Here is a 19,354-nt window from a genome sequence, read left to right as displayed (position 1 = left end):
GCGTGGAGCGAAGGCGGGCCAGCGACGCCGCTAGCGGGGCTTCTCCATGGTCATGAGCTTGAGTACGGCTTCGGGGGTCGCCTCATCGATCGGCAGTTCCCCGGTGATGCGCCCCTCCGAGAGGGCGTAGATGCGATCGCAGATGCCGAGCAGCTCGGGCAGCTCGGAGGAGATGACGATGACGCCCTTGCCCTCGGATGCCAGCCTGTTGATGATCGTGTAGATCTCGTACTTCGCGCCGACGTCGATGCCGCGGGTGGGCTCGTCCAGGATGAGGACATCCGGGTCGGAGTAGATCCACTTCGACAGCACGACCTTCTGCTGGTTGCCGCCCGAGAGCTTGCCGGTCTTCACGAGCACGTTCGGCGCCTTGATGTTCATCGACGTGCGGTACTCGTTGGCGACCTTGAACTCCTCGTTGTCGTGCACGAGGCCGAACTTCTCGAGCTTCCCGAGGGATGCCATCGAGATGTTCCGCTTGATGTCCTCGATGAGGTTGAGACCGTAGGTCTTGCGATCCTCGGTGGCGTACGCGATGCCGTTGTCGATCGCCTCGGACACCGTGCGGGTCTTGATCTCCTGGCCGCGCTTGAACACCTTGCCGGAGATGCGCGATCCGTAGGTTTGACCGAACAGGCTCATCGCGAACTCGGTGCGACCGGCGCCCATGAGGCCGGCGATGCCGACGATCTCGCCGGCGCGCACGGTGATGTTCACGTTGTCGACCATCACGCGCGAGGTGTCCTGCGGGTGGTGCGCGGTCCAGTCCTCGACCCGCAGCAGCTCCTCGCCGATGTTCGGCGTGTGCTCCGGGTAGCGGTGCTCGAGGTCGCGGCCGACCATGTCCTTGATGATGCGCTCTTCGGAGACGTCGGCCTTGGCGATCGTCTCGATCGACTTGCCGTCACGGATGACCGTCACGGTGTCGGCGATCTTCTTGATCTCGTTGAGCTTGTGGCTGATGATGATCGACGTGATGCCCTGCTCCTTGAGGTGCAGGATCAGGTCGAGCAGGTGATCGGAGTCCTCGTCGTTCAGGGCCGCAGTGGGCTCGTCGAGGATGAGCAGCTTCACGCGCTTCGAGAGTGCCTTGGCGATCTCCACGAGCTGCTGCTTGCCGACGCCGATGTTCATGATCTTCGTCGTCGGGTTGTCACGGAGGCCGACGCGGTGCAGCAGCGTCTGGGCCTCGTGGTTGGTCTTGTTCCAGTCGATGAGGCCGCCGCGGCCCTTGACCTCGTTGTTGAGGAAGATGTTCTCGGCGATCGAGAGGTAGGGGCTGAGCGCCAGCTCCTGGTGGATGATGACGATGCCCTTGGCCTCGCTGTCGGTGATGTCCTTGAACTCCACCACCTCGTCCTCGAAGACGATGTCGCCCTCGTAGGTTCCGTGCCCGTAGACGCCCGAGAGCACCTTCATGAGCGTGGACTTTCCGGCGCCGTTCTCGCCGCAGATGGCGTGGACCTCACCGCGGCCGACCTCGAGGGTCACCTCCGAGAGCGCCTTCACGCCGGGGAACGTCTTCGTGATGCCGCGCATCTCGAGAATGTTCGTCATTCGTATTCCTGCTTCCTCGCCGGGTGCTCCGGGACGGACGGGAGTGGTGATGCGACGTCGGCGTGCCGGGGCCTGCTGCGAGATTACTCGCACCCAGGCCCCGACACGCGTCAGTCGATCATCGGGACGATCGGGTGATCGAGGGTATTAGCCCTTGATCTCCTCTTCGGTCCAGTAGCCGCTGTCGACCAGGATCTCGTTGACGTTGTCCTTGACGACGATCTGCGACTCGAGCAGGTACGACGGAACGACCTTCTTGCCGTTGTCGTAGTCCTCGGTGTTGTTGACCTCGGGCTCCTCACCGTTCAGCAGGGCGGTCGCCATGTCCACGGCCACGACCGCGAGCTTGCGGGTGTCCTTGAAGATGGTGGCGTACTGCTCACCGGAGTTGATGGCCTTGACCGAGTCGAGCTCGGCGTCCTGGCCGGAGATGAAGGGCCACTCGGCGCCAACGGTGTAGCCGGCGTCGGTCAGAGCCGAGATGATGCCTCGCGACAGACCGTCGTAGGGCGAGAGCACGGCGTTGACCTTCGAGCCGTCGGAGTAGCTCTTGGTGAGGATGTCCTCCATGCGGCTCTGTGCGACCTCGCCGTCCCAGCGCAGCGTTGCGGCCTGCTGGAAGTCGGTCTGGCCGCTCTTGACGACGAGGGTTCCGTCATCGATCAGGGGCTGCAGGGTGTCGATCGCACCGTTCCAGAAGAACGTGGCGTTGTTGTCGTCGGGCGAACCGGCGAACAGCTCGATGTTGAACGGTCCCTTGGGTGCGTCAGCGACGGGAGCGCCCTCGAGGTCCACGAGGCCGAGGCCACTGAGGATCGAGTTGGCCTGCTGCACGCCGACCTTGTAGTTGTCGAACGAGGCGTAGTAGTCCACGTTCTCGCTGTCGCGGATGAGGCGGTCGTAGGCGATGATCGGGATGTCCGCGTCAGCGGCATCCTGCAGCACCTGCGTCAGCGTGGTGCCGTCAATCGAAGCGATGATCAGGGCCTCTGCACCCTTGGTGATCATGTTCTCGATCTGCGAGACCTGCGTGGGGATGTCGTCCTCTGCGTACTGCAGGTCAACCTTGAAGCCCTCGGCCTCGAGCTGCTCCTTGACGGCGTTGCCGTCCTGGATCCAGCGCTCGGAGCTCTTGGTGGGCATCGCGACGCCGATGAGGCCGCCGTCTCCCTGGGCACCCTCGGTGGCGCCGCCGCCTGCGCCGCCGCCGGAGCAGGCCGCGAGAGCGAGCATGGAGCCCGCTGCCAGCGTGGCGAGAAGGACCTTCTTGGTGGTCTTCACTGTGTTTCCTTTCACTGATGGACACCGTTGTTCACTTGGTGAGGTGCGGATCCGGTGTCGTCCATGAATCACCGGATCCCGTGAGCCGCGCGGCCGGGTGACCGTGCGACGGGTTTGTTGAGTTGTGTGGTGCTGTTGGTGCTGGGTGTTGCGTTTACAGGCCTTGCGCCAGGCGGTAGTACGCCTGGTTCCAGCGCACCTCCCGCGCGAAGTCGCGCTGGGTGGTGGTCTCATCGATCACGAGAAGCTCGGTGCGAGCGATCTCGGCGAAATCTCGGAACACGTCGACGCTCACGGCTGTCGACATGACTGTGTGGTGCGCCGCGCCGGCGGTGAGCCAGCAGGCGGCGCTCGTGGCGAAGTCGGGAGCCGGCTTCCAGACGGCACGGCCGACGGGAAGCTTCGGCAGCTCGGGAGCCGACACATTCTCGACCACGTTCGCCGTGAGGCGGAAGCGGTCGCGCATGTCGGAGAGCGCGACGACCACGGCGGGACCGGGGTCTGCCGTGAAGACCAGGCGCACGGGGTCGTCCTTGCCGCCGATGCCGAGCGGGTGGATCTCCAACGTGGGCTTCGACGTCGTGAGCGACGGCGATACCTCGAGCATGTGGGCGCCGAGGATGCGCTCGTTGCCGGGGACGAGGTCGTAGGTGTAGTCCTCCATGAGGCTCGCGCCTCCGGGGAGGCCGGAGCCCATCACGTTGGCGACGCGCACCAGGATGGCGGTCTTCCAGTCGCCCTCGGCGCCGAAACCGTAGCCCTCGGCCATCAGGCGCTGCACGGCGAGGCCGGGCAGCTGCTTGAGGGCGCCCAGGTCCTCGAAGCTCGTGGTGAAGGCGCCGAAGCCGCCCTCCTCGAGGAACGAGCGCAGCCCGATCTCGATCGCGGCGCCGTCGCGCAGGCTCTGGTGGCGGTCGCCGCCGGCACGCAGCTCGGGAACGACCTCGTAGAGCTCCTCGTACTCGGCGACGAGGGCGTCGATGTCTGCCTCGGATGCAGCGGCCACCGCATCCGCCAGCTCGTTGACCCCCCAGGTGTTGACCTGCACGCCGAAGCGCAGTTCGGCCTCGGTCTTGTCGCCCTCGGTCACCGCGACGTAGCGCATGTTGTCGCCGAAACGGGCGAGTTTCAGGGTGCGGGATGCCGACCAGCCGGCCGCGGCGCGCTGCCAGGTCTCCACCTGCTGCTGCACGGCCGGGTTCGACACGTGGCCGACGACGGTCTTGCGGGCGATGCCGAGGCGGGTCTGGATGTAGCCGAACTCGCGGTCGCCGTGGGCGGCCTGGTTGAGGTTCATGAAGTCGAAGTCGATCTCGCCCCACGGCAGCTCGACGTTGGCCTGCGTGTGCAGGTGCAGCAGCGGCTTCTGCAGGGCGTCGAGGCCGGCGATCCACATCTTGGCAGGGCTGAACGTGTGCATCCAGGCGATGACGCCGATCACGTTGTCAGCCGCATTCACCTCGAGGGCGGTGCGACGGATGCTGTCGGAGTCTGTGAGCACCGGCTTCCAGACGACCTTGACCGGAACGCCGCCACCGAGCTCGTCGGAGATGGCGCGCGACTGCTCGGCCACCTGACGCAGGGTCTCCTCGCCGTAGAGGCCCTGGCTTCCGGTGAGGAACCAGACCTCGTACTGCTCGAGCGAGGTGGTGAGGGCGGTGCGGGTCATGTGCTGGTCTCCTGGTGCTGTGGTCGGTGTCGGTTATGGGTGCGTCGGTCGCTCGGTCAGAGCGCCTGCACGGCGGCTGCCTCGGCGGCGAGGCCGGCCCGATAGCGGTCGAGGAAGGTGGCGAAGCCCGCGACGTCCTCTGCGACGGGCGCGACGGTGTCGAACCCGGCGTCGGCGAAGACGCTCTCGTTCAGGTAAGTTCCGAGGTCGGTTCCGGATGCCGCCGTGCCGGATGCCGCCGTGCCGGAGGCCGCAGCCGAGCTGGACTGCGCCCTCAGGTACGACGCCAGCACCGCGATGCCCCACGCGCCGCCCTCGCTGGCCGTCTCGCCGACGGCGACGGGGGCGTCGAGGGCGCCGGCGAGCAGGCGCTGGGCGACGCCGGCGGTGCGGAAGATGCCACCGTGGGCGAACATGCGGTCGAGCGAGACGCCCTCGTCGGCGAGCACGCGCATGCCGAGGCTGAGGGTGCCGTACACGCCGTAGACCTGGGCCCGCATGAAGTTCGCGAGCGTGAGCCTGCTGTCCGGTGTGCGCACGACCAGCGGGCGGCCCTCGGTGAGTCCGGCGATCGGCTCGCCGGCGAGGTGGTTGTAGGCGATGATGCCACCGGCATCCGCCTCGCCCTCGAGTGCTTCTCGCAGCAGCACGCCGAACGCGGCATCGGTGTCGACAGGGGTTCCGGATGCGGCGGCGAAGCGCGAGAACACGCTCACCCACGCCGCCAGTTCGCTGGCGCCGTTGTTGCAGTGCACCATGGCTACGGGGTCGCCGGCCGGTGTCGTGACGAGGTCGAGCTCGTGGTGCACCTGCGCGAGCGGAGCCTCGAGCACCACCATGGCGAAGATGCTGGTGCCGGCGCTCACGTTGCCCGTGCGCGGTGCGACCGAGTTCGTTGCCACCATGCCGGTGCCGGCGTCGCCCTCGGGCGGGCAGAGCAGGGCGCCGGGCTTCAAGGCGCCCGTCGGGTCGAGGAGTGCGGCGCCCTCGACGGTCAGGGTGCCGGCAGCCTCACCGGCGACGAGCACCTCGGGAAGCAGGTCGGCGACCCGGAGCTGGGGAGCGCGGTCGGCGACGAGATCGTCGTAGATCGCGATGAGGCCGGCGTCGTAGTCGTACGTGGCTGAATCGATCGGGAACATGCCTGACGCGTCGCCTACGCCGATGACCTTGCGTCCCGTGAGCTTCCAGTGCACGTAGCCGGCGAGGGTCGTGAGGAACGCGACGTCGGGGACGTGGGCCTCGTCATCGAGCACGGCCTGGTGCAGGTGGGCGATCGACCAGCGCAGCGGGATGTTCACGCCGAAGCTCTCGCTGAGTTCGGCAGCGGCCGGACCCGTCGAGGTGTTGCGCCAGGTGCGGAACGGCACCAGCAGCTCGTCGGCCGCGTCGAAGGCCAGGTAGCCGTGCATCATCGCCGAGACGCCGATGGCACCGAAGGTGGTGGGCTCCACGCCGTGGTCGCGGCTCACCTGGGCGACGAGGTCGGCGTAGGCCGCCTGCACGCCGGCCCAGACGGAGTCGAGCGAGTAGGTCCAGACGCGGTCGACGAACTGGTTCTCCCACTCGTGGCTGCCCACGGCGAGCACGTCGCCGGGGTTCTCGCCGATGAGGCAGGCCTTGATGCGCGTCGAGCCGAACTCGATGCCGAGCGACGTGCGCCCCTCGAGGATGGCCGTGCGAGCGGCATCCGTGGTGCTGGTGGAATCGCTCATCGGCGTGCGTCCCCAGACTGCCCGTAGACGTTCTGGTAGCGGTCGAAGAGGCTGTCGATGGCCTGCTGCGGGATGGGGACGAGCGGTCCGGCCTCGCGGGCGTAGTGCACCGTGCGGGCGACGTCCTCGACCATGACGGCGGCCTTGACCGCATCCTTGGCGTCCTTGCCGATGGTGAACGGGCCGTGATTGGCCATGAGTACGGCGCGCGAGCGGTGACCGGAGAGGGTCTCGACGATGCCGCGACCGATCGAGTCATCGCCGATGATCGCGAACGGGCCGACGGGGATGGGCCCACCGAACTCGTCGGCCATCGCCGTGATCACGCAGGGGATCTCTTCATTGCGTGCGGCCCAGGCCACGGCGAACGTGGAGTGGGTGTGCACGACGCCACCGACGTCGGGCATGTTGCGGTAGACGTAGGCGTGGGCTGCCGTGTCGCTCGACGGGCTGCGGTCGGAGCCGGGGGTGCCTGCGATGACGGCGCCGTCGAGGTCGCACAGGATCATGTTGTCTGGGGCGAGGTCGTCGTAGGAGACGCCCGACGGCTTGATGACGAAGAGGTCGGCTCCGGGAACGCGACCGGACACGTTTCCGCCGGTCCAGACGATCAGGCCGTAGCGGGTGAGCTCGGAGTGAAGTGCGGCGACGTCTGCGCGCACCTGCTGGATGGCGGCTTCGATCTCGGCGGTGAAGACGGAGCGCTTGATGCTCTCCTGGCCGGATGCTGATGCCACCGTCGCAACTCCTTCGTCGTGATGCACACCGACGCACCACGAGACGGCGGCGTCGGAGGCTGCCACGTCGTTAGCGCTAACAGCCTCCGTCTATGTTAGCGCTAACGAACGGTCGGAATGCAAGCCGTACAGGTATCGATTCATGCGCCGTGACCAAGCTGTGACCTGCCCACGCATTAAGAGGGGTACGCGGAATGCGCCGAGGCGCCCACTTCCGCGGGTGTCGCGGTGGTCGCACTGGCGGAAGTGGGCAACTCGCGGCATCCGTCAGGGAGAACGGCAGACGGCCCCCGCTCCCGAGGGAGCGAGGGCCATCCGTGACGAAGTGAATGCTGCCTAGGAAGCGGCGTTCACGATGTCGAGGAGGTTCGGGTTGTTCTTGTACGCCTCAGCTGCGTTGTCCTTGGTCACGATGACCGGAGCGAGCAGGTAAGCCGGAACGACCTTCACGCCGTTGTCGTACTGCTCGGTGTCGTTGACCTCGACCTCTTCGCCCTTCTGGAGCTGGCCGATCATCTTGATGGTCTGCTCGACCAGCAGCGAGGTGTCCTTGTTGATCGTGGAGTACTGCTCTCCAGCCATGATCGACTTGACCGACTCGACCTCGGAGTCCTGACCGGTGACGGTTATCTTCGAGATGTCCTTGCCGGCCTGCTTCACCGAGGTGATGATGGCGCGAGCGAGGGTGTCGTTCGGGGAGAGAACACCGTCGAGCGTGGTGCTGGTGTAGTTACCCGTGAGCAGCGTGTCCATGCGGCTCTGGGCGTTCTCAGCTTCCCAGCCCTGGGTGGCCGTCTGGGCGACCTCGGTCTGACCCGAGACGACCTTGAGGGTGCCGTCGTCGATCTTCGGCTGAAGAACGTCCATCGCACCGTTGAAGAACACGGCGGCGTTGGCGTCGTCGGGCGAGCCCGAGAACAGCTCGATGTTCCACGGTGCAGCGTGACCCGAGCGCTTCTCGAGACCCTCGAGGAGAGCCTGGCCCTGGAGCTGGCCGACCTTGAAGTTGTCGAACGCGACGTAGTAGTCGACGTTCGGCGTGTTCTCGATGAGGCGGTCGTAGGCGATGATCTTGACGCCGGCGTCGGCAGCCTGCTGCAGCTGCGTGCCGAGCTGCTTGCCGTCCTTCGCGCCGATGACGATGACCTTCGCGCCGTTGGTGACCATCGATGAGATCTGGTTCTGCTGCTCAGCGACGGTGTTGCTGGCGGGGGCGTACTGCACGTCAGCCTTGAATCCGGCTTCCTTCAGTCCGTCCTCGAACAGGCCGCCGGCGAGAACCCAGTTCTCCGAGGTCTTGTCGGGCAGGGCCACGCCGATGGCGGAGTCCGCAGCGAAGCCGGAAGCGGCCTCCGTGGATCCGCCGGTGCTGCTGCCGCGGTCGGACGAGCAGCCCGACAGCGCGAGGGCAGCTGCGGCTGCAACCGCGACTGTTGCCAAAGCGATCTTCTTCATTGATTTCACTTTCTCTTGGTGGTGGTGGTGAGGGGGATGGTGCAGGTTCTTGAGGTGGGTCAGCTGCGCAGCGACTCGGCCGAGGCGTTGTCGTTCGTCGGGAGCACTGTGCCTGCGGACTCGAGCGTGGGCTCGTCGGCGGCGGCACGGGCCTTGCGGCGCTGCGACCAGATGCCGAGGATCGACGGGCGACCCTGGCTCTTGCTGTAGACGTCGACACCCACGGCGATCAGAAGCACGAGGCCCTTGATGATCTGCACGATGTCGGCGCTGGCGCCCATCAGCTGCAGGCCGTTGTTGAGGAAGGCCATGACCAGACCACCGACGATGGAGCCGATGACGGTTCCGATACCGCCCGAGACGGCCGCTCCACCGATGAAGACGGCGGCGATGGCGTCGAGCTCCCAGCCGTTGCCGTCCTGCGGGCCGGAGGCCGTGGCGCGTGCTACGTAGATCATGCCTGCGACTGAGGCGAGCACCGACATGTTCATCATGACGAAGAAGTCGACCCGGCGGTCCTTCACACCCGAGAGGGTGGCGGCCAGACGGTTGCCACCCACGGCGTAGATGTGACGGCCGCCGATGGTGCTTCGGGTGATGAACGAGTAGAGGATCACGAGGGCGACCAGGATGATGCCCGAGATCGGGAAGCTGGTGCCCACGCGGCCGGTGGCGAAGAGCCAGGCTGCGACGAGGATGACGCCGGCGAGCAGCACGACCTTGACGGTTGCCGCCCAGACCGGCGAGGTCTCGGAGCCCATCTTCTTCTGGATGCGGCGCGCGTTCCACTCGTGGTAGACGATCCAGGCGGCACCGAGCACGCCGAGGATCATCGTTCCGGTGCTGAACGGGAACGGTCCGAAGTCAGGGATGTAGCCGGCGCCGATGTAGGTGAACTCGCTCGGAACCGGGACAGAAGTCGACTGCCCGATGAACTGGTTGCCACCACGGAAGATGAGCATGCCGGCCAATGTCACGATGAAGGCCGGCACCCCGATATAGGCCACCCAGAAGCCATGCCAGGCGCCGATCGCGGCTCCCACGACGAGGCCGAGGACGATGGCGAGCGGCCAAGGGAGGTTCCAGTCGGCCATGGCCTTCGCCACCACGATGCCCGTGAACGCCGCGACCGAACCGACCGAGAGGTCGATGTGGCCGGCGATGATCACCATCACCATTCCGATCGCGAGGATCAGGATGTAGGAGTACTGGTTGATGACGTTGATGAGGTTGTTGGGGTCGAGAGTGAGACCGCGACCGCTCTTCAGGTACGTCAACAGCTGGAACAGCAGGATGATGATGACCAGGCTGCCCAGGATGCCGAACTGGCGGAGGTTGGCCCCGCCGAACATCTTGCGCTTCTGCGTCGCGGTGGTGTTCGAGCTGGTCGAACTCGTGTCGGTGCTCATCAGTTCTGAACTCTCTTCCGTGCGGAGGTCATGCTCTTCATCAGGGTTTCGGGGTTGGCATCCGTCACGGGGATGTCACCGGTGATCTGGCCTTCGAAGACGGTGTAGATGCGGTCGGCGATGCCGAGGAGTTCGGGGAGCTCACTCGAGATGAGGATCACGCCCTTCCCCTGCGCGGCCAGCGCCTGGATGATCGTGTAGATCTCGTACTTGGCACCCACGTCGATGCCGCGGGTGGGCTCGTCGAGGATGAGCAGGTCGGGGTCGGTGAACATCCACTTGGCGAGGACGACCTTCTGCTGGTTTCCACCGGAGAGCTTGCCCACTCCCATGTCGACACTCGGCGCCTTGATGCGCAGCGCCTTGCGGTACTCCTCGGCGACCTGGTATTCGCGGGTGTCGTCGACGACCTGGCCGCGTGAGATCTTCTTGAGCTTGGCCGAGACGATCGAGGCCTTGATGTCGTCGAGCAGGTTGAGGCCGAGCACCTTGCGGTCCTCGCTCACGTAGGCGAGGCCGGCGTCGATGGCCTGCGACACGTCGCGAAGCTCGATCTGCTCGCCGTCCTTGACGATCGTGCCCGAGACGAAGCTGCCGTAGGAGCGCCCGAAGAGGCTCATGGCCAGCTCGGTGCGGCCGGCGCCCATGAGGCCGGCGAGCCCGACGATCTCGCCACGGCGCACGTAGAGGTCGGATCCCTTGACGACCAGACGCTCGGGAACCTGGGGGTGCTGGATCGTCCAGCCCTTGACCTCGAAGAACACCTCGCCGATGTTCGGCGTGCGGTCGGGGAAGCGGCTCTCGAGGCTGCGGCCGACCATGCCGCGGATGATGCGGTCCTCGTTGATCTCGCCTGCGGCGATGTCGAGGGTCTCGATCGTCTTGCCGTCGCGGATGATCGTGATGGAGTCGGCGACCTGCTCGATCTCGTTGAGCTTGTGCGAGATCATGATCGACGCGATGCCCTTGCCCTTGAGGCCCCGGATGAGGTCGAGCAGGTGCTGCGAGTCGTTCTCGTTCAGTGCGGCCGTCGGCTCGTCGAGGATGAGGAGCTTGACGTCCTTGTTGAGCGCCTTGGCGATCTCGACCAGCTGCTGCTTGCCGACGCCGATGTTCTTGATCTGGCGGTCTGGGTCTTCATCGAGGCCGACGCGGGCGAGCAGCTCGGTGGCCTTCGCCTTCGCCGCCACCCAGTCGATGACGCCGCGGTGGGCCAGCTCGTTGCCGAGGAAGATGTTCTCCGTGATGGAGAGCTCGGGGATGAGCGCCAGCTCCTGGTGGATGATGACGATGCCCGCGTTCTCGCTCGAGCGGATGTCCTTGAACTCCACCTTCTCGCCTCGGAAGACGATCTCGCCGGTGTAGGTACCCGCGGGGTAGACGCCCGAGAGGACCTTCATGAGCGTGGACTTGCCCGCGCCGTTCTCACCGCAGATGGCGTGGACCTCGGCGGCGTTCACCGTGAGGGAGACCTCCGAGAGCGCCTTGACGCCGGGGAACTCCTTGGTGATCGATCGCATCTCGAGGATGGGGTGCTGCTCAGACGGCATCGCTTGACTGTCCCTTCGAACCGTGGCTGAACGTGGAATCGGCCGCACCCGCATCGCGAGTGTCCGTCACTGTCATGGACGGCACAACCGCTGGGCGGCTGGGCTGCGGCATGAAGCTCACGGGCTGACTCCGATGTCAAAGGGATGGGTCGGAATTTCGGATGCGGCGGTCGTGTGACCGTTCACATCGCGTCTCATAGTGCCTCCACCGCGAACCGGTGTCAAGTTGAGTTCGCGTCACACTTTCGTAACGGCTCAGTAATGAACGAGGGCGGCGTGCACCGGGCCGCTGGAGCCTCGCACGACGAGAGCGGGCACGATCTCCTCGCTCTGAGAGACGGGTTCGCCGCGCAGTTCGCTGAGCAGCAGGGCCACCGCGCGACGCCCCACCTCACGGAACTCCTGGTGCACCGTGGTGAGCGGCGGTGACACGTGCTGGGCCACGGGGATGTCGTCGAAGCCGACGACGCTCACATCGCGCGGAACGTCGAGTCCAGCATCCCGGAAGGCATGCATGAGTCCGATGGCCATGAGGTCGTTGGCCGCGAATACGGCGCTGAAGTCCCTGTAGCGGCTCAGCTCCCGCCCGGCGTAGTAGCCGAAGTCCGCTGTCCAGTCGCCGAGGATCGGCGGATGCGTGCGGAGATCGGCCTCGATGATGGCGTCGAGGAAGCCGCGCATGCGCGCCTCGGCCTCGATCCAGTCCTGCGGACCGGCGAGGTGCACGATCTCGTGGTGACCCAGATCGATGAGGTGCTGGGTGGCTGCACGCGCTCCGGCGATCTGGTCGACGGCGAGAGCGCGGTGGTCGCTCTGGCCTGTGGACTGCAGGCTCACGTAGGGGATGTCGATGGCCATCCCGGCCAACACGTCGAAGACGCGTACCTGCGGCGCCATCACGATCAGGCCCTCGACGTCCTGCAGCACGAGGTGCTTGAGGGCGTCGACGATGGCCGCCGGAGTCGACGCCGCCAGGTTCGCGGTGTTCACGAAGTACCCGGCCTCGCGGGCGGCATCCTCGATGGCGGCGATGCTCGAAGACGGACCGTACTCCCCCGTCGTCGCCGACAGGACGCCGATGGTGCGCGACCGGCTGGTGACGAGCGCCCGCGCAGCGCGGTTGGGTCGGTACTTCAGGGCCTCCATGGCATCGAGTACCCGCTGACGCGTCTCGTCACGGATGCTCGGGTGCCCGTTCAGCACCCTGGAGACGGTCTGGTGCGAAACGTCCGCGAGGCGCGCGACATCGCGGATCGAGGGCGCTCGCCCCTTCTGCGGCTCTGGCGACATTGACGGACCGTTCGGATGTTCACGTTCACATGGAAAAGCTCAGATCAATTATGCACATGAGCGACGGATGCGAAAGTTCACGATGTGACAGTCACATCGCGCGGATCGTGTGACAGCACGACAATCGACGCCGAACTTCAGCCGCGCCACGCACATATGCCGCGCGGGCTATCGACGGCGAACCCGAGCTCCCAGTGCCAGCGCCGCGAAGCCGCAGGCGGCCGCGACGGCGAACGCCGCCGTGAATCCGGCACCGGACTGAGCGGCCGACGCCTCCTCTGCCGACGTTCCGGCGGCCGTCACGACGGCGAGTGCCGTCGCCGCCAGCGCTGCAGCTGCCCCGAGGGCGTCGGCGATGGCGAGGGACGAGCTGTTGGCGCCCTGGTTTCCGAGGTCGGAGTATTCGAGGGTCAGGACGGAGAGCCGCGGGTAACCGAACCCCATGCCGACACCGGCGAGGACCCAGCCGCCGATCGCCAGGAACGGCGAGAGGTGCAGTGCGCTTGTCAGCCCGACGATGACGATGCCGGCGAACAGTCCGGTCGCGCCCCAGCGCACGACGTCGGCGCTGGGGATGCGGTGCCCCGCTCGTCCCTGCAGGTGCGAGCCGAGCGCCCACGCCACGCCGGCGCCGGTGAGGGCGAGTCCGGCGAACGCCGCGGTGTAGTCGTACTGCTTCACGAGCAGGTAGGGCACATAGGCCTCGGCGCCGAAGAATGCCGCCGCCATGAGCAGCCGCACGAGCACGACCGACGGCAGCCCCCACGCCGAGCGCAGGGTTCCCGGCGGCACGAGTGGGATCAGGGCGACGGCTGCCACGACCACGGCGATGACGGCGACGATCCAGCGCAGCGCTCCGTCGAGTTCGGCGGTGAGGGTGAGGGCGAGCACCGCCGCCGCCGCGAGCACAGACCAGCCGAGACGCACGGGTGTCCACCGGGGCGCCATGCCGGCGACATCCGTCAGCCTGCCGCGGAGGGCGATGCCGACCATGGCGAGGGCGGCGACGACCAGGGCGACGACGCCGAGGAAGACCCAGCGCCAGCCGACCGATTCGGCCACAGAGCCCGCAATCACGGGACCGATGAGGGAGGGCAGCACCCAGGCCGCTGCGAACGACGCGAAGATGCGCGGATGCCGCAGCTCGGGGTAGACGCGCGCCACGATCACGTAGATGGGAACGGTGATGGCACCGCCGCCGATGCCCTGGATGATGCGCCCGCCGATGAAGACGGGCATCGTCGGGGCGAGCCCGGCGATCAGCAGGCCGACGGTGAGGGCGATGACGGCGGCGTAGAGCGGAGCGCGCGGCCCTCGCCTGTCGGCCCAGTCGCCGGCGAGGATCATGCCGATCACTCCGGCGGCGATGGGTGCCGAGAAGGCGAGGGCGTAGGCGTTGGCGCCGTCGAGGTCGGCCGTGACCAGCGGCATGGCCGTCATGATCGCCAGCGACTCGAACGCGCTCAGCACGATGAGGGAGATGAGGCCGACGAGCACCCACGGGGAGGGCTGGGTGGGAGCGACGTCCGCTCGCCCGGCATCCGCTCGCTGAGGCCCGGACGGAGTCTCCGGCCGAAGCGCGTCTTTCTGCGGCTCGACGTCGGCGTTCGATTCGGTGCTCACTCGTTCGATCCTAGGACGACCGTCGGCGGCGCCGGCAACGAGATCGCGGGCTAGAACTCCTCGTGCGTGACCGGGTCGCCGCCCCAGAGGCGTCCGCGCTCGAGCGAGGAGATCGTGGCGACCTCGTCGTCGCTGAGTTCGAAGCCGAACACGTCGAGGTTCTCGCGCTGGCGGGCGGCATCCGCCGACTTCGGGATGGGGATGGACCCGAGCTGCAGATGCCAGCGCAGCACCGCCTGCGTCGGAGTGACGCTGTGGCTGTCGGCGATGGCGACGAGCAGGGGTTCACGGGTGAGTTCGGTGCGCTTCGCGAGGGGGCTCCACGACTCCGTGCGAATCGCATGCCGCTCGTGGAATGCACGCAGCGTTGCCTGCGGGAAGTAGGGGTGCAGCTCGACCTGGTTGACGGCCGGGGCCACGCCGGTCTCGCCGATGATGCGCTCGAGGTGCTCCTCGGTGAAGTTGCTGACGCCGATGGAGCGCACCTTGCCCTCGTCGCGCAGCGCGATCATGGCCTTCCAGGTGTCGACGTACTTGTCCACCCCGGGCAACGGCCAGTGAATGAGGTAGAGGTCGATGACGTCGAGTCCGAGGTTCGTCGAGGACTCGGCGAAACTGCCGAGGGTCTCGTCGTAGCCGTGGTGGCGCCCGGGGATCTTCGAGGTCACGACGATCTCGCTGCGATCGATTCCCGAGGTGCGGATGCCGTCGCCGACCTCGCGCTCGTTCTCGTAGTTGAGCGCAGTGTCGAGCAGCCGGTAGCCGCTGCCGATCGCCAAGGCGACAGCCTCGGTGCCCGCTGCACCGCGGAGTCCATAGGTGCCGAGCCCGATCGCGGGGATCGAGGTCGAATCGTTCAAGGTGTACGTCGGAATCTCAGCCATACGTCCATCCTGCGCCGCCCGGCCGACGGAGGCGAGGGGTTGACGACATCCCCGGTCGGTGAGGCCCGGACGAAGTCCGCGGCCGAAGCGCTCCCCCGAATGCGCTTTGACCGCGGGCTGAGCCCGGGCCTCAGCGAACGAGGGAACCCTCAGCGACCGGGAAGCTCGGCGAAGGCCCGCACCGGGAAGGTGCCGAAGTCGGCGACCTTCGGCGGCACAGCCGTGAAGCGCGCGCCGCGGGCCGGAACCGCACCCAGGTTGGTGAGGTGCTCGACGACGTGGATACCGGCGTCGAGCAGCAGGCTGTGCGCCGGGCGCGTTCCCCCGCTCTCGGTGTCGTCGATGTTGAGCGAGTCGATGCCGACGAGCGTGACGCCGGCATCGACGAGGTGCCGCACCCCGGACTCCGTCAGGAAGGGCGAGCCCTTCGCGTACGCAGGCTGGCCGAAGTGCACGTCCCATCCGGTGTGCAGGAGCACAGCGGAGTCGGCCAGGTCGCGGTCGAAGAACACTGAGGCCGGGATGCCTCGAGTGGCGGCATCCGTACCCCAGGCGACGTCGTCGAGGTGGAACACCTCGGCGCGGAGCCCCACGAGCGTCTCGAGTTCGAGGCCGGAGAGGTCTGTCCCGCCCTCGTAGCGGTGGAACGGGCTGTCGATGTAGGTGCCCGTGTTGCCGATCATGGTGATGACGTCCAGGGCGAACTCGGTGCCCGGGGCGTACTTGGCGCGCGAGTCCTCGCGGGTGAGGTGCGGCGTGATCACCGGAGCCGGCAGGCCCGGGTAGGTCACGAGGCCCGCGGAGACGGTGTGGCTGAGATCGACGACGTGAGCGGTGGTGGAGGCCACGGCATCCGTTCCCCGTGATCCCTTGTGCCGTTCCTCGATGATGCTGAACCCGGTGATGTCGACGCTCTCGACGAGGGCGAGCCCGAGGTGGCGCACGAAGAGCTCGGCGAGCTCGGCCTCGGTCACCGTCGCCGAGGGCAGGTCGAGCCTGAAGTCGCTGACGCGCAGGTCGCCTCCGTTGATGAAGGCGACCTCGGCGTTGAATCGGGCACGGTAGTCGGACATGGCAGGTCTCACTCTCGTTTCGTTCTGCGTTTGAAGAGGCCGACGATGACGGCTGCGACAGCGAGCACCGCCGGGATGATGAGGTTCGGGCCGGCGAGCACCAGAAGTCCGGCCGTCAACACCGTCGAGACCACGGCCATCCACCAGCCGAGGCTCCAGGTGGCGAGCAGGCGTACGGCGGCGACCATGCCGATGGCGTAGATGGCGGCCATGCTGCTGGTGTGCACGAGGATGAAGGGCGTGAGCTCGAAGCCGCTCGCCGCCATGAGCGCGTAGTAGACGCTGATGAGGAGTGCGACGACAGAGAGACTGCGCCGCGGGATGCCGCCGTCCTCGACGCCTCGCGCCAGCCAGCGCGGCAGGTCGCCGTCGCGGCCGAGCGATGCGCCCAGCTTTCCGAAAGCGCCGAGATAGGCGTTCACGACACCGGCCACGACGACGGCCGCGATGACGGCGACGAGGAACGGTCCGTAGCCCGGCGCACCGTCGGCGACGAGGTCGAGGAGGGGCGTCGCGCTGGTGCCCGCGGCGTCGCCGAGCACGGCCACGGTGACGAGCTGCAGCGCGAGGTAGGCGGCTCCCACCACGACGACCGCTATCGCCGTGGCGATCGGGATGACGCGGCGGGGGTTCCGGAACTCGCCAGCGATGTGGGTGCCCACCTCCCAGCCGGCGAAGGCCCAGAGGAACAGGCTGATCGCCGTGCCGACGCCGGCGATGCCGTGCGGGAGGAACGGCTGGAAGTTCGCGGCATCCGACTGCGGAAAGCTCACGGCCACCACGCCGACCACGACGACCAGGAGCAGGGCGGTGAGCACCAACTGCAGTGCGCCCGAGACGCGCACTCCGAAGAAGTTGATGACGAAGGGAGGCACGAAGATGGCGATGCCCACCCAGGCGACGGCGGCATGGTCGACCCCGAGCACGGCGACGACGTACTCGGCCCCCAGCACGCCGACGACGGGGGCCCCGACGCAGACGCCGAAGTAGAACCAGTACCCGGCCATGCGGGCCCAGACGTCACCGAGGGCTCGGCGCGCGTAGCTGGCGACGCCGCCGGGGTCCGGGTAGCGCGAGGCGAGGGCCGCGAAGGTGCCTGCCAGCGGGATCGACAGCAGGAACACTACGGCCACAGCGATGATCGAGGCCGGTCCGGCGACGGATGCCGCGAGCCCGGGCAGCACCAGGATCCCGGTGCCGAGCACCGCGGCGATGTAGAGCGCAGTGCCTCGAGCCAGCCCGAGGGAGCCCTGGTGCACGGCCGGCTCGACGCTCTGCCCGGTCTCGACTGTGCTGCTCACGGTGCTGGTCACCCGTCCACTATGCCCGACGGATGCTCGTCGTCACGCTGGCAGGAAAGACGATGTTCGTCGAAATCCTGCCATCAGGGGGGCGGCTGTCACTAGACGGGCCATCGCCCGCCCTCAGCCCTCGGACGGCGGTAGGGTCGCGCCCTTCGGCCCTGAACCGTCAGCCGGAACCTCGACCCACCACTCGGTGAAGCGGCTGGCCCGACCATCGGGCGCGAAGTCGATGATCCAGAGGTTGTGGTACCCCTCGCGCTCGCGGTAGTCGGTGTAGCCCTGGATGACGGCGCGATTCGGCGTGACGGAGACGGGCTCCCAGCGGAAGGTGTAGTCGCCCGGTTCGTCGCGCGCGTCTTCCCACCAGGCCAGGATCGCATCGATGCCGGCCTTGGCCGGACGGCCGGGCAGCGTGTAGTACTCGGCGTCGTCGGTGAAGAGGGCACGGATGTCGTCGGACTCGTTCGAGTCCCACGCGCGCAGGTAGGCGTCCATCCAGTCGTTGATCGGTTCGCTCATGCGTACTGTTCTACACCCCGCCGCTCGCTGAGGCCCGGGCGAAGCCCGCGGCCGAAGCGTGGATGTCGATGCGCTTCGAACGCCGACTTCGTCGGGCCCTCAGCGAGCGGGGCGCGAGCGGGAGAAGCGAGCCTCAGCTGGCGTCGAGCGCCTGCAGCACGTCGGCGACCAGGTCGTCGACGTCCTCGATGCCGACCGAGAGGCGCACCACGTTCTCGGGCACCTCGAGCTCGGTGCCCTTCACCGACGCGTGCGTCATGGCCGAGGGGTAGTTCACCAGCGACTCGACGCCCCCCAGCGACTCGGCCAGCTGGAACACCTCGAGCGACTCGGCGAAGCGGCGAGCGGCATCCGCGCCCCCCACGACGGCGATGGAGAGCATGCCGCCGAAGCCCGACATCTGACGCGCGGCCAATTCGTGGCCGGGGTGCGACGGAAGTCCGGGGTAGTAGACGGCCTCGAGCGCCGGGTGACCGACGAGCGCCTCGGCGATGGCCTGGGCGTTGGCGGAGTGGCGCTCCATGCGCACGTCGAGGGTCTTGATGCCGCGGATGGTGAGGAACGCGTCCATCGGCGCCGACACAGCACCTGCTGCGAACTGCAGGAACTTGACCTTGTCGTGCAGCTCGTCGTCGTTGATGACGAGGCCGCCGCCGATCACGTCGGAGTGACCGCCGAGGTACTTGGTGGTGGAGTGCACGATCACGTCGGCGCCGAGGCTCATCGGCTGCTGCAGCGCGGGCGACGCGAAGGTGTTGTCCACCACGACGAGGGCGCCGGCCGCGTGGCCGATCTCGACGAGGGCGGCCACGTCACTGATCTTCATAAGCGGGTTGGACGGGGTCTCGATCCAGAGGATGCGGGTGGCTTCGGTCGACACCGCCGCCCGAACGGCATCGAGGTCCGCTAGGTCGACCGGGGTGTTCCGGATGCCCCAGGCCCCATGCACGCGGTTGATCAGGCGGTAGGTTCCGCCGTAGACGTCGTTGCCCAGCACCACGTGGTCGCCGGGCTGGAGCACAGCGCGCAGCAGGGCGTCTTCAGCGGCGAGGCCCGAGGCGAACGAGAGGCCGTGCTTTCCGCCCTCGAGCGCGGCGAGCAGGGTCTCGAGAGCCGTGCGCGTCGGGTTGCCGGATCGGGCGTACTCGTAGCCGCCGCGGAGGCTGCCGATGCTCTCCTGCACGAAGGTGGAGGTCTGGTAGATCGGCGGGATGACGGCCCCGGTAGTGGGGTCGAACTCCTGGCCGGCGTGGATGGCGCGGGTGGCGAAGCGGTCTGAGGTGGTCAT

At 67.3% G+C, this 19,354-nt stretch carries 15 protein-coding genes; all 15 read right to left on the bottom strand.

Annotation, left to right across the window (positions count from 1 at the left end; translation table 11 throughout):
• Positions 1-30: 30 nt before the first annotated feature.
• Entirely contained in the window at positions 31-1,557 is a 1,527-nt protein-coding gene (gene mmsA / locus AADV74_RS12660) for a multiple monosaccharide ABC transporter ATP-binding protein (protein WP_342114598.1), read from the bottom strand.
• A gap of 147 nt (positions 1,558-1,704) precedes the next feature.
• Positions 1,705-2,790 carry a multiple monosaccharide ABC transporter substrate-binding protein gene (chvE, locus tag AADV74_RS12655; protein WP_342115183.1) on the bottom strand — a complete coding sequence of 362 codons (1,086 nt, stop codon included), beginning with the start codon at positions 2,788-2,790 and terminating at the stop codon, positions 1,705-1,707.
• Between the two features lie 202 nt (positions 2,791-2,992).
• Positions 2,993-4,507 carry an L-arabinose isomerase gene (gene araA / locus AADV74_RS12650; protein ID WP_342114596.1) on the bottom strand — a complete coding sequence of 505 codons (1,515 nt, stop codon included), beginning with the start codon at positions 4,505-4,507 and terminating at the stop codon, positions 2,993-2,995.
• Positions 4,508-4,563: 56 nt separating this feature from the next.
• A complete protein-coding gene (locus AADV74_RS12645) occupies positions 4,564-6,222 on the bottom strand; it encodes a xylulokinase (RefSeq protein ID WP_342114594.1) in 1,659 nt (552 codons plus the stop codon).
• Positions 6,219-6,932 carry an L-ribulose-5-phosphate 4-epimerase gene (locus AADV74_RS12640; protein WP_342115182.1) on the bottom strand — a complete coding sequence of 238 codons (714 nt, stop codon included), beginning with the start codon at positions 6,930-6,932 and terminating at the stop codon, positions 6,219-6,221. Before AADV74_RS12640 ends, AADV74_RS12645 begins: the two co-directional genes overlap by 4 nt.
• Before the next feature lie 363 nt (positions 6,933-7,295).
• Positions 7,296-8,414: a substrate-binding domain-containing protein gene (locus AADV74_RS12635; protein ID WP_342114592.1), complete on the bottom strand. Its 1,119-nt coding sequence runs from the start codon at positions 8,412-8,414 to the stop codon at positions 7,296-7,298.
• Positions 8,415-8,473: 59 nt separating this feature from the next.
• Complete coding sequence (mmsB, locus tag AADV74_RS12630) at positions 8,474-9,823, bottom strand: multiple monosaccharide ABC transporter permease (protein WP_342114590.1); 1,350 nt, start codon at positions 9,821-9,823, stop codon at positions 8,474-8,476.
• On the bottom strand, positions 9,823-11,373 hold the full coding sequence (gene mmsA, locus AADV74_RS12625) for a multiple monosaccharide ABC transporter ATP-binding protein (RefSeq protein ID WP_342114588.1): 1,551 nt from the start codon (positions 11,371-11,373) through the stop codon (positions 9,823-9,825). Before mmsA (AADV74_RS12625) ends, mmsB begins: the two co-directional genes overlap by 1 nt.
• 255 nt (positions 11,374-11,628) lie before the next feature.
• Complete coding sequence (locus tag AADV74_RS12620; RefSeq protein WP_342114586.1) at positions 11,629-12,663, bottom strand: LacI family DNA-binding transcriptional regulator; 1,035 nt, start codon at positions 12,661-12,663, stop codon at positions 11,629-11,631.
• A gap of 168 nt (positions 12,664-12,831) precedes the next feature.
• Complete coding sequence (locus AADV74_RS12615) at positions 12,832-14,286, bottom strand: MFS transporter (RefSeq protein WP_342114584.1); 1,455 nt, start codon at positions 14,284-14,286, stop codon at positions 12,832-12,834.
• A 50-nt stretch (positions 14,287-14,336) separates the two neighbouring features.
• Entirely contained in the window at positions 14,337-15,170 is an 834-nt protein-coding gene (locus AADV74_RS12610; RefSeq protein WP_342114582.1) for an aldo/keto reductase, read from the bottom strand.
• A gap of 149 nt (positions 15,171-15,319) precedes the next feature.
• Positions 15,320-16,243: a cyclase family protein gene (locus AADV74_RS12605; RefSeq protein WP_342114580.1), complete on the bottom strand. Its 924-nt coding sequence runs from the start codon at positions 16,241-16,243 to the stop codon at positions 15,320-15,322.
• 8 nt (positions 16,244-16,251) lie between these two features.
• Positions 16,252-17,556 (bottom strand): APC family permease, encoded by a 1,305-nt coding sequence (locus tag AADV74_RS12600; protein WP_342114576.1) that lies wholly within the window; start codon positions 17,554-17,556, stop codon positions 16,252-16,254.
• Between the two features lie 111 nt (positions 17,557-17,667).
• Entirely contained in the window at positions 17,668-18,066 is a 399-nt protein-coding gene (locus AADV74_RS12595) for a nuclear transport factor 2 family protein (protein WP_342114574.1), read from the bottom strand.
• Between the two features lie 133 nt (positions 18,067-18,199).
• Positions 18,200-19,354, bottom strand: a complete 1,155-nt coding sequence (locus AADV74_RS12590) for a cystathionine gamma-synthase (protein WP_342114572.1) — start codon at positions 19,352-19,354, stop codon at positions 18,200-18,202.

The organism is Leifsonia stereocauli (assembly GCF_038432415.1).
GTDB classification, from domain to species: Bacteria; Actinomycetota; Actinomycetes; order Actinomycetales; family Microbacteriaceae; genus Orlajensenia; species Orlajensenia stereocauli.
Note: the sequence above shows the minus strand (reverse complement) of the source record. Positions and strands in the feature narration are given on the sequence as shown.

Excerpts from the sequence above, each read along its gene's own strand:
- chvE (WP_342115183.1), bottom strand. The coding sequence starts at position 2,790 with ATGCTCGCTCTCGCGGCCTGCTCCGGCGGCGGCGCAGGCGGCGGCGCC.
- AADV74_RS12605 (WP_342114580.1), bottom strand. The coding sequence starts at position 16,243 with ATGTCCGACTACCGTGCCCGATTCAACGCCGAGGTCGCCTTCATCAAC.
- AADV74_RS12595 (WP_342114574.1), bottom strand. The coding sequence starts at position 18,066 with ATGAGCGAACCGATCAACGACTGGATGGACGCCTACCTGCGCGCGTGG.
- mmsB (WP_342114590.1), bottom strand. The coding sequence starts at position 9,823 with ATGAGCACCGACACGAGTTCGACCAGCTCGAACACCACCGCGACGCAG.
- araA (WP_342114596.1), bottom strand. The coding sequence starts at position 4,507 with ATGACCCGCACCGCCCTCACCACCTCGCTCGAGCAGTACGAGGTCTGG.
- AADV74_RS12610 (WP_342114582.1), bottom strand. The coding sequence starts at position 15,170 with ATGGCTGAGATTCCGACGTACACCTTGAACGATTCGACCTCGATCCCC.
- mmsA (WP_342114588.1), bottom strand. The coding sequence starts at position 11,373 with ATGCCGTCTGAGCAGCACCCCATCCTCGAGATGCGATCGATCACCAAG.
- AADV74_RS12635 (WP_342114592.1), bottom strand. The coding sequence starts at position 8,414 with ATGAAGAAGATCGCTTTGGCAACAGTCGCGGTTGCAGCCGCAGCTGCC.
- AADV74_RS12645 (WP_342114594.1), bottom strand. The coding sequence starts at position 6,222 with ATGAGCGATTCCACCAGCACCACGGATGCCGCTCGCACGGCCATCCTC.
- AADV74_RS12620 (WP_342114586.1), bottom strand. The coding sequence starts at position 12,663 with ATGTCGCCAGAGCCGCAGAAGGGGCGAGCGCCCTCGATCCGCGATGTC.
- AADV74_RS12590 (WP_342114572.1), bottom strand. The coding sequence starts at position 19,354 with ATGACCACCTCAGACCGCTTCGCCACCCGCGCCATCCACGCCGGCCAG.
- mmsA (WP_342114598.1), bottom strand. The coding sequence starts at position 1,557 with ATGACGAACATTCTCGAGATGCGCGGCATCACGAAGACGTTCCCCGGC.